A 10,719-nucleotide genomic window follows, 5' to 3' on the forward strand; every position below is an offset into this window, starting at 1 on the left:
CATTTATGAGCGTTAAGGTCTACTTTATTAAAGGATTATATTGTCAATTTAGCTGTTTTCAACAATAAGTATTTCATCATCAGTTAAATCGTAAAGCTTATAAACCAGAGCATCGATTACTTTTTCTTCCTTTTCAATTTTAAGTTTTAAATTATTCGCTTTAGTTTTATTCTCAGAAAATAAATCTATCCATTCAAATTCTTCTTTTTTAGTAAATGGTAACGTGGAGAATGTTTTGGATGCTTTGTTTAACTCTGCAATGAAATCGGCAAAAGATAATTCATTCCAGTTTCTAATTTTTAATACATCTAAATTTGGAAAGTAGCCTTTCACGTATTCGTAAAATTTATCGATTATCGAATTTAAGCTTACTGAGTATTCAATTAAATTCCTACAATAATTAATTATGTTATCATAGTTTCCTAATGCTCCTATAGCTTCAAAACTGGGGATATAAAGAGGCAAATCTGCTATTTTAGACGTGCTTAATTGATTAAACTGACCGTTTTGAATATGAAACTGTATGAGCCTGCTATTTAAGATAGCATTTACATACATCGTAAATTCTTTAATTTTATCATTGTCGCTCTTTAATGTTTTTTTCTTGAATTCTTCTTTTAGATAAATGAAATTTTGCCCCCCAGCTCCACCCCCTGACGAATATAATGGCAGATCTGAAAAAGTAAAAACATTCATGTTCTTAGTATTTACAACAATTTTAGAATTATCAAAAGGTACATTTACACGTTCATATAAAGGCAAATACCATTTCTTTTGCCTCATTATTTTTTGAACTGCTCCGGCCGAACTATAATTTAATTTAATCTCATCGATAGAAAAGTTCTCAAATTCGTTTAGAGTAATTATTTTATTTTCATTAGTAGTTGACCTATTCAATAAAACTTTATCAAATTGCAATAAATATTTCTTTATATTTTCAGTTAAGTAATTATTTCCAACATACAAAACAAATGTTGAGGTACAAGCCACAAACCATTTTTGCAAATGCTCAGGTTTGTAGTAGGGTTTAATAAATGATTTATCTAAATCATCTAATGCTATCCATTCATCATTTATTTTAAGTGAAAAATTATTGTTATCAATAACTAAATCTCTCCCTAAAGTCAAAATAAAAATTCCCCTACCAACAAATTTTTCTTCTATTAAAAATGATGCAACATGTTTATTTGTAATTTTATCAGCACCAGTTACTAAGCCTTGAGCAATATCAAAGACACCACCTAAAGGGATTACGTTGTCGGAAAAATTTATTTCAAAAGTGTTGAAGCTCCAAGGTTTATAGTCATCAGAAATTAATTTATTAACGCTCCTAGTTGAATACAATTTGTCAAAAAGATTATTTTCAATGTAATTATTCTGGTTTAAATTTTTAAATCTAAAACTGTAATCAAATTGTTTTTGTTTCTGTTGAGTTAAAATCAAACTTGTAGTCCCTGCATCTTCAAATACTTTCAAATTGTTAAAATCAACAATTTCGATTATTTTAGAATTTTCTATAATGTCTTGACGAACTTTATTTGACCAATCAGCATTTGTAAATTCTCTAGGTATTATTAGACTTTGAAAACCATTTTCTTTTAAAAGGTCTATCCCATGTTTAATGAAAAAATAATAGGTATTTGAACGTCTTCTATAAAATTCGTTCCACTTTGGCACTTTTTTCAAATTTTCAAAAATTTCAGAGTGTCCCTTTTCTCCTACATACGGTGGATTTCCAATTATAATATCAAAACCACCATTTTCAAATATTTTGGCAAAGGATACATGCCAATCAAATGCTTTTTCTCCCGCAATTTTGACATCATCTATTAATGAATTTCCGCATTTAATATTATTGTTTAAATCATTCAGTTTACGATTAGGTCGGGCGGTACGTAACCATAAAGATAGTTTGGCAATTTCAACACTTTCCTCATTTAAATCGACACCGAACAAATTATTTTCTAATATGCTTTTTTCAACATCGCTTAGTACCAAAGCCTCTCCTAAAAGTTTAGCTTGAAGTTCGTCGATGTATTGATGTTCTTTAATTAAAAAATCTAAGGCTTGGTTTAGAAAAGCACCACTACCACAGGCGGGGTCACAAATTGTAATTTGCAATAGCCATTTACGGTAGGTAGTTAATTTCTCTACTAATGGTCTTTTTGTTTTTATGTTTCTCTTTTTGTCGGTAAAGTAATCCTCTTCAACTATTTTATATTCCTCTTTTTTATTAGCACATAGTTTACCGACTGTGTTATCTACAATGTATTTTGTGATGTATTTTGGTGTATAAAAAACACCGTCTTTTTTTCGTTTAGTATTAGCCTTATCAATAGCCCCACCATCTAATTGAGCTTTTACTTCATCTAGCTCATTTAATGAATTTTCAAAAATGTGTCCGAGTATATTAACATCTACTTCACTTACAAAATCATACTCAGAAAGTTTTAAAGTATGCTTATAAAGTAGTTCATCATCTATTATTATATTATCTAAGATTTCATCAGGTTTAAACAATCCACCATTATAAGCAAACACATCATGTTGTTTTCCTTTGAAACCAGTATTTAGATAGCCAAAATATTTTTTAAAACGTGCATATAATGGCACATATTCATCTAATTCTTTCAATTTTTCCCATTGCTTCAAAATTAAGCGAACTGAGTTTGGCGGTAGAAGTTGGCGGTCTTCAGCAAAAAATAGGAACAAAAATCTATCTAATAATTTTTGTGACTTTTGGAATAATTCTAAAGCATCGTAATTCGAGTTTTGTCTTACCAAATTTTGATGCAATTCCCTTTTAAACTGAGAATAATCCCTATATAAATCTTTTGTAATATCTTTTTCTTTACTTATCGATTGTTCCTTTAACTTCTGTGGAATATCATTAGCTATATTATCATAAGCTAAACACAGATAAAGTAATTCAAATTCCTTTTCTGTAAGTTGAAATAAATTAAACTCTAGAAATTCTGTTGCATTGTCGATGTAAAACCTTAACTTTTCGAAGTTCGAAGTTATTACATATACGCAGTCTGGTTGATTGTTTTTATACCCGAATGCTTGTACCTCTATCTTACCTAAATCAGTTGTATTTGTTCCTTTTAATTCAATTACTGCTTTAACTTTGGTATCCACAAGAATAGCTCCATCAGCTTTTTTGCTGTCCTTAACATTTTTGTATTCGGTCATTAACGTAAAGTTTGGTGTGGGATTTTTAACATACCCTAAAACATTCACGAACAAATCTATTAAAAACTCTCCTTGATATTGCTCTTCTTTACTGCTACGAATATTATCTTGAATTAGTTTATTGTGAAAGTGGTTCTTAAATATGTTCCATTGCAAAACCAGTTTAGGTTTATCTTGACTTTGTAGTTGTTTGGTAATTACTGATTTTTGAAATAATGACATAAAAAGCGTTGCTCAGGAATATTTAGTTTTAATGTTTCCTAAAATAGAAAGATTAATATAAATACAATAAGAATAATGATATTTACTTTAATGTTACTTATGCTAAGTAACACTCGATTTTTTTAAAAACCCCACCTTTTAATGTCCCAATACCTTGCACATCTATTACTTTGCTTTCGTTCAGACTTTTGGTGAAAATAGAATTAGATAGATCAGCACCATCTTTATGAATGTACAATTTTATTCTAAAAAACTCCTCTGTATCATTTGGATATAATCTTGCTCGCCCATTTCCAGTTTCAGTATTTATATCATATACTAAAATCCTATAAGGTTTAGGATATTCATCAGATGTAATATTTTCAACATACAGTATTTCCTCCGAGCGGATTATTTTAAATTCTACAGCCTCTTTATAATCTTCAAGGAGATATCCCGTAGATATTAATTCACCATTATTATCCTTTTGACCAATTAAAATTGAATCAAAACTATTGTTGTTTTTTAAATATTCGGTGACTTCTGAGAGTCTTTCTGCTGAACTACTTATATTTTCAATTAGAATATCAGATGTTGTTGAAATTGGAAGTAAGTTAGAACTTGAAAATATCTCCTCAAAACTACCTTTAAGCTTTAAAAAATTCTTTGAATTTTCAGGATTAGTATCTAAAAAATCATCGTTTTCCTCTGGAAGCGCATAAGATATGTAATTCAGATAGTTTTGTATGAAATCTGTAACTTTGTCCTTGTCAATAGGGAACATACTCATTTGTTGTTCTTCTTCGAACTCTATATCAAAATTAAGCCGATAACTAGCGGCTTGCGAGGGTTGTGAGTATATGGTTGGATTGAGATGAAAAATATTTAAAGTTTCTAAACTATTATCAAGGTAATTATATATTCGTTCGTTCACGTTATTAACATCATTAACCTTAGCTTTATGAAGGTCTGCTAATTTACCTTTCAAACTAAAAGAGAAATTTAACTTGCCGTTCGCTTTTTTTTGCTGAGGAATGAAAGCTGTTGTATGAGGTAAATAATCTATTGGTATCATTTCCAAGGGAACATGATATGTATTTATGATAACCTCATTTATATCTTTATCGAGAACAAATATCGATTTATTACTAAGAATTAAATCTCTATAGGATATTTTACCATTATTAAAGTCTATAAATTGTTTATCATCAATTATGACTGCAAAATATCTGAACAAATCAGTTTCCTCATCTTCATATGAAAACGAACCAATAAGTTTGTTTCCATATTTGTTCGTTCCAGAAAAAAGTATCGGGAATTCATCATAATGCAGAATTTTATAATTGTCAGCTACAACTGGCAATAACGTTTCCATTCTATATTTAAAATCTAATTCAAACATCATTATATAGATAAAGAAATCATTTCAATTAGTTCCAGATTCTCAATTGTAAACGAATCCTCCTTATAGAAATCATGATGAAACTCATTATACTCAATTTGATTTGGTGTATGCTTGATTAAACCACTGTTAGGTTTAAAGTTTATAACGCTAAGATTTTTTTTAGATTGCGGACTTATGGCTACTGTAGTCAAATATTTTTTCATAAGTAATTCAGAACTTTCCGAATTCCATATTTCGAAAGATAATCCATGCAGTCCGCAAATTTCCTCGCAATTATTTGCATTTTCTGCTATTTTACCTCTTTCTATATGACTTTTAAAATCACGTTCTTTTAAACTTGGAGATTTGGAAACTTTTCTAACGAACTTATCAGTATTGTTTTCATCACTTCCTGTAAAACAATCACATGTGTGATTATCTTTAATTTTAGTAAACTGCATAGTAAGGGCGCATTGATTGTAGTCTGCTATTTAATAAATATTTAGGAAATTAAAGAACAATAAGAATTTTATTTTCTAGGAAGCGGTACTTTCATTAGAGCATCAAGTAATTTATCGAAATGTTTGCTCTATTTTTCTTCCTCAATAATCCTTGTTAATGTAAATAAATACGTATATTTATCTTATAGCAATTGCAATTAAAAAATACAGACAAAAAGGTGAGCGATTCGGTGAGTCGCTTTTCAAAAACCTTCCAGATAGCCTTTAAACGCTGAAAATTGGACGAAGTTCACGTCCCAGCGGGATCACAGAAATTCAAAAACCATCTTTATTTAATTTAAAGATGGTTTTCTGTTTTTGCGGTATTTTGCTATCGTCCATATAATTCAATGAATGCAGTTTTTGTGTTCGATAACCATAAGGGCAACCTTATGGGATATTTAATAAATTGAAAAATCACATAGTATGTTAATATCAACTGAAATAATATATCTGGTCCGCAAACCAATTTGAGCTTTATTTTTTCTGTTTAACGATATACAATCCCGCATTTTTTATAATTGGGTCTACGCCATCTTCACTTTCGTCAGCAAAGCCTCCTAAATCAAGAGCATAATGTAAAAATGCAATTTTTGATTTTGATTTTAAATGATTTGGTAGTTCGTATAGATATAAATCATCTTTAGATTTTGAATCTGAAAAATATTTAACTGCTTTCTCTTTGAAAAATATATTTTCGTTACGGTATGAAAGTTTAAAATAGGCATTATTGATAAAAGATGGAGCTATCCAATCCGGTAAATCTAAATAACCACCAGTAAAATAGTATTTCTCTTTTTTATAAGCAATTAGTTTTACTTCATCAGTTGTTTGATAGTCTAACTTTTGCTCTTTTAAAATTTGCGTATAGTACATTTTTAAATAATCATCATCAATTTTCTCCCCTACCTGCTTTGTAGAATAAATGCCTCTTTTTTGATCCTTTAATACCATTAGTCTTTTATTTGCAAATTTTGCCGGGAAATCCTTAAAATCTATTTGTCCAATAGTATCAGCCTCCATCTCGTTACTGCCTGTATGCGAAAACCTTGTTTCATTTTTCTGCGCAAATAATAAAACCCACTTGTCATTTATTCTAAAATACATTGGTTCGGTTTCTTTATGACTTTCAATGTTTCTATCAGAATCATACATGACCAAATCTGCTGTTTGATAATATTTTTCAAATATATTTTTAAAATCTTGGTCAGTAATTTCATTTTTAGCATTTAATACCTCAGAGAATTTATGGTAAATGAGTTTATTGCCAGAAAAGTCATAGACACCATGTTCTGCAAATACAAAAGGAGTGAAATTAGCAAAGAAAAAAACAGAAGTATACTTCTCATGAGCCAAATCATCAGCAAACATCAAATTTCCTAAATGGTCATATTTAGCTAGTCCTTGCTTATTACTAACATAAAATTCGTTCTTAAGACTATCATATAATACTGGGAAATCTCCAAACAGGGGAACTATTTCATAGTGCTTTGATTGAGGTTTAGCCATCAAACTTAAAGTGTCATTTAGTGATTTTTGTCTAAATATATCTGCAGTGGTTAAATTTAAAGTTGTGCACTTATCCATAAATAATAAAATAGCTATTACGGTAATAATCATGGCAACTAATAGTTTTTTCATTCCTTTATATGGCATAGGTAGTTCTTTCATAAGTAGGGGTCAATTATATATCCAGTATTTCTAAATTCAATATCTTGTTCAACTGATAATTCGTAAATCTATTATGATTTTGTGAAATGGCAGTATTTTTGAACAATATCAGAATCTAAAGTGAATCAAAATGGCAAAACCAATTGCATTGCTTATAATTATGCTGTCAGTATTATCAGTTTCTGCACAAGAAAACATCAAAAATGACACGTTAAAATTAGACTTAGATTTTGACAATAAAATCGACACGGTAGTTTTTGATCGCACAAAAGTTATCATTATCTGTAAATTATCCACTCAAAATTTTAAAAACATACAAAGTAAAGAGCTAGCCTTCGAAGAACCTCAATCAAATATTCGAGAGACTGGAAATGGCTTTACTTATAGCGTACCATGGATGCGAGCAGGATATCACATGGATTTTGCCTACAATAAAACCGCTAAAAAAGTTCAGTTGGTGGCAATGGATCGTTATGAATTTGGCCCTGCTAATAATGATGGTAGTGGAGAATCTAATATCAATTTAATTACCAACGAATACCTAGGAGACTGGAATTACTACGATTTAAAGCGTGAGGAACTTATTAAAATTCCTACGATAAAAAGAAAGATGATTTTTCCAAAAACATATCTGGATAACTTTGACGATAAAATTGCTTACGAATATGCTGAGAAATGTGCAACTATATTTAATGCAGAAAAAACTAGGTTAATTAACAGTAGTACGAAAAAAAAACACAATTATGTTTGGAGCAATTATTATCCTTTTACCAATAAAAATTTCATTGTCTCCATAAAAAAAACTGAAGAAATTGCAGAGAGTGAAATCTACTATTTGGAAAAAAAAGGTAGCTCTACAAAGCTCATCTCGAAAGAAAAGATAATCATTAACCAGCCCAAAAGCAGTGTAGCTTATCAGGATTTTAATGGTGATGGCATAAAAGATTTCCTGGTTTTTTCAACAACGGGTGCTCGTGGAAACAACGAATTTTATTATTTGTATTTAGTTAACCCTAAAATGAATTCACTAACCAAGATTAATGATTTTGAAAAAATCGTTAACCCGATGTATAACGAAAAATATAAGGTAATTATAGCCTACGGTTATTCAGGAACTAACAATTATAGCATCTACAAAATTTTAACAAATAACAAAGCAGTTCAAATAGGGCAAAGTTTTGAAGATGATTTTGATGGGGATTCATTGAAATTAAATCAAAAAATAGAAGCGATTTTAAAGAAAACATCTCTGAAATAAAAAATAAAACCATATTTGGAAGGCTTGAATAGCATCAAGTATATTGATCAACTTACAGCATTTAAAAATAACAATGATGCGAAAAAAATACACCTTGAAAAAAACTAAAATGAGAATAACCAGCTTAATCATCACTTTAACAACTATGAGTTTATCCTCCTGCTTTCAGCCTGATTCCGCAAATGGACAGAAATTAACAAATGCTCTCATCAAATCAGAGAAAATCATATATTACAACATCGGTATATTGAAAAATGAAAGAAGTTATGGTTTTGGAAGAGATGTATTTAACGAGTATGATCGTAACGGTAATATGCTCAAGGAATCAATCATTTTAGTGGAAGAAGATAATAAAAAAGAAACCATCAATTTATCCAGTGTATCTAATTACAAAGATGGAAAGCTTAGCAAAGTTGTAAATTTTAGTGTGATAAAAGGGGGTGTTAAAAAAGAAGAACTCATTTTTAGCTATCAAAAAGATGGTAGGCTTGAAAAAGAGGAATGTAAAGCATTTGAAGATGGTAAGGAAGTGTTGAACAAAAAATGTAATTACACAACTTACACTTATGCAAAGAATGAAACTGCAAATATTTTCGTTTTTGATGAACCTACTAAAACATTTAAACTTTTTTCCCGCACCATAAAGGAATTTGACAATCGTAAAAATTTAATTAAATCCACAGATTACGATGAAAAAAATGAGCCTTACCTTTTTGAAATAAAAACTTACAATGTCAAAAATCTATTGGTAACAGATAAAAGGAAATCTGAATTTATGGATTTGTATGTTACTTATCTCTACAATGAAAATGGAGATGTTATTAAATCAACAAGTAAAACTGCTGAAGTTAATTATTCCTACAAATACGATGATTATGGTAACTGGATTGAGAAAACAGAGAAGACAACAATGAAAGATGGAGAGATTGATAACAATTACCTAATCAAAAGAACTATTGAATATTATAGCCTATAACCAGCATATTAGGTGCTTTGGTATTGGAAAGATTTAAAATTAAGGTTACTGAAAATAGCTCCTGCTTGTATAAATAAAATGGTAAAAATGAAGCTCAAACACTGCTGTTCAATAATATTTTTTACTGTATGCCTCGTAAATGCAAATGCTCAAAATGCTGATAAAACCAGTGTTGGCTATTTAGGTAATTATGAAAATTTACCAAAAATTAAGTTTGTGCAAAGCAACGAAGCGGAATACAATCAGTACAAAACAGTTAGTGAACCAATTACCCTTAAAATTAAGGAAAACAAATTCAATTTCACGCTCCCAACAAAAGCCAAAAAAGTTAAGTTTAAGAAAACCAATCAGGAACAAAATGATTTTGAGGGTTACGATTACTTAGGATATTATCCAAAGCTAAAAATGTTTGCTGTTACAGAAAATTCTAGTTCAGAAAATTTAACATTTTCCTCTTTTGGTTTGGTAGATAGCTTAACTGGACATTATTATAGCGTCATTTCTATTGGAGATGGTGCCATAGAACCGCCCATCCCCTCTTTAAACAGTAAATATTTAGTTTATTATTACAACTTGGCTTATAAAGCGAACAGTTGTTTTATAGGTTTGTTGAAAGTAAACATTGATGATAAACCTGTGGATCACTTTAAAGAAACAATGAGTTTTGAGACTGATCGTTTAGCTGTTGAAGATATTAAATGGATAGATGATAAAAATTTTATTGTAAAAACTTATATTAAAGAAATGAAGAACGATAGTATGGTAAAAATATTCAGCTACTTTAAATCTACTATCGAATGAAAAACCTCATTTTATTATTGTTGATATCCGTCAATCTATGTGCTCAAAATAAAATGAATGCTTTTGATCATTTGGTTACAGAAATAAGTGGTAATTTAAACAAAGATGGTTATAAGGATATCTGGTTAGGGTAACACAAGATACCGTTTCAGACACCCGTCCCTACCGTCTACAGGTATTTTTTTTGCGACCAAATGGCAAACAGGAATTAGTTGTCACCACAGATCAAATGATTGGAGCTGAATATCCGAATGGCAAAAACGGATTGCGTTCGGAGGCTAGTTTTGATACCATCACCATTAAAAATAAGGTAATCGCCATTCGCATTCAATTAACAAGAGGAATGTTTATCCATAAATTTAGGTATCAAAATGGCAACTTTGAATTAATCGGTTTTACCAGCGTAAATTCTGACGGTTTAGGAACTATGTCTGAAGATGATTTTAACCTATCTACCGGCATCAAATATGTTAAGGCTGAACATTACGCTACCGAAAAGGTACTATTTAATAGAAAAGAGAAAAAACTCATTCGTCCGCTACCTAAACTGCAAGAGTTTGTTCCTTTTGAAAAAGATTTATAATAAACCCAATCAAATGGTCGAAAGCAAAAAAATGCTGTTATATTGAAATCATTGTTGTCCGATAAAAATAAACGGGATAGCCTAAGCCACCCCGTTTTTTATACCTTTAAGTTACGACACCAAAAAGTATGCTTAAAGGTACAACATTTT

At 29.9% G+C, this 10,719-nt stretch carries 8 protein-coding genes; 4 read left to right on the plus strand and 4 right to left on the minus strand.

Translation table 11 applies throughout. From position 1 onward, the window contains the following. Window positions 1–48: 48 nt before the first annotated feature. The 4 genes from ACFOUY_RS02685 to ACFOUY_RS02700 all read right to left on the minus strand — a co-directional run bounded on the left by ACFOUY_RS02685 (window position 49) and on the right by ACFOUY_RS02700 (window position 6,951). Window positions 49–3,417, minus strand: coding sequence for an HsdM family class I SAM-dependent methyltransferase (locus ACFOUY_RS02685; RefSeq protein WP_378958906.1), 3,369 nt, complete (start codon window positions 3,415–3,417; stop codon window positions 49–51). Between the two features lie 97 nt (window positions 3,418–3,514). Then, on the minus strand, window positions 3,515–4,771 hold the full coding sequence (locus ACFOUY_RS02690) for a hypothetical protein (protein ID WP_378958907.1): 1,257 nt from the start codon (window positions 4,769–4,771) through the stop codon (window positions 3,515–3,517). A gap of 29 nt (window positions 4,772–4,800) precedes the next feature. Further along, window positions 4,801–5,241: a hypothetical protein gene (locus ACFOUY_RS02695; protein ID WP_378958908.1), complete on the minus strand. Its 441-nt coding sequence runs from the start codon at window positions 5,239–5,241 to the stop codon at window positions 4,801–4,803. Between the two features lie 516 nt (window positions 5,242–5,757). Beyond that, window positions 5,758–6,951, minus strand: coding sequence for a hypothetical protein (locus ACFOUY_RS02700; RefSeq protein WP_378958910.1), 1,194 nt, complete (start codon window positions 6,949–6,951; stop codon window positions 5,758–5,760). A gap of 130 nt (window positions 6,952–7,081) precedes the next feature. On the opposite strand from ACFOUY_RS02700, the gene ACFOUY_RS02705 reads away from it, so the two are divergent. The 4 genes from ACFOUY_RS02705 (at window position 7,082) to ACFOUY_RS02720 (ending at window position 10,569) form a co-directional block, all read left to right on the plus strand. Then, a complete protein-coding gene (locus ACFOUY_RS02705; protein WP_378958911.1) occupies window positions 7,082–8,209 on the plus strand; it encodes an XAC2610-related protein in 1,128 nt (375 codons plus the stop codon). Window positions 8,210–8,303: 94 nt separating this feature from the next. After that, on the plus strand, window positions 8,304–9,185 hold the full coding sequence (locus ACFOUY_RS02710) for a hypothetical protein (protein WP_378958912.1): 882 nt from the start codon (window positions 8,304–8,306) through the stop codon (window positions 9,183–9,185). Window positions 9,186–9,272: 87 nt separating this feature from the next. Then, window positions 9,273–9,986, plus strand: coding sequence for a hypothetical protein (locus tag ACFOUY_RS02715; protein WP_378958913.1), 714 nt, complete (start codon window positions 9,273–9,275; stop codon window positions 9,984–9,986). A gap of 229 nt (window positions 9,987–10,215) precedes the next feature. Then, window positions 10,216–10,569, plus strand: coding sequence for a hypothetical protein (locus ACFOUY_RS02720; protein ID WP_378958914.1), 354 nt, complete (start codon window positions 10,216–10,218; stop codon window positions 10,567–10,569). The last annotated feature ends 150 nt before the right edge of the window (window positions 10,570–10,719 follow it).

It is taken from the genome of Pedobacter jamesrossensis, assembly GCF_042650905.1.
GTDB classification, from domain to species: domain Bacteria; phylum Bacteroidota; class Bacteroidia; order Sphingobacteriales; family Sphingobacteriaceae; genus Pedobacter; species Pedobacter jamesrossensis.

What these genes read in the sequence shown, in the direction of transcription:
- ACFOUY_RS02685 (WP_378958906.1), bottom strand. Translation starts at nt 3,417, where the DNA reads ATGTCATTATTTCAAAAATCAGTAATTACCAAACAACTACAAAGTCAA.
- ACFOUY_RS02690 (WP_378958907.1), bottom strand. Translation starts at nt 4,771, where the DNA reads ATGGAAACGTTATTGCCAGTTGTAGCTGACAATTATAAAATTCTGCAT.
- ACFOUY_RS02695 (WP_378958908.1), bottom strand. Translation starts at nt 5,241, where the DNA reads ATGCAGTTTACTAAAATTAAAGATAATCACACATGTGATTGTTTTACA.
- ACFOUY_RS02700 (WP_378958910.1), bottom strand. Translation starts at nt 6,951, where the DNA reads ATGAAAGAACTACCTATGCCATATAAAGGAATGAAAAAACTATTAGTT.
- ACFOUY_RS02705 (WP_378958911.1), top strand. Translation starts at nt 7,082, where the DNA reads ATGGCAAAACCAATTGCATTGCTTATAATTATGCTGTCAGTATTATCA.
- ACFOUY_RS02715 (WP_378958913.1), top strand. Translation starts at nt 9,273, where the DNA reads ATGAAGCTCAAACACTGCTGTTCAATAATATTTTTTACTGTATGCCTC.
- ACFOUY_RS02720 (WP_378958914.1), top strand. Translation starts at nt 10,216, where the DNA reads ATGATTGGAGCTGAATATCCGAATGGCAAAAACGGATTGCGTTCGGAG.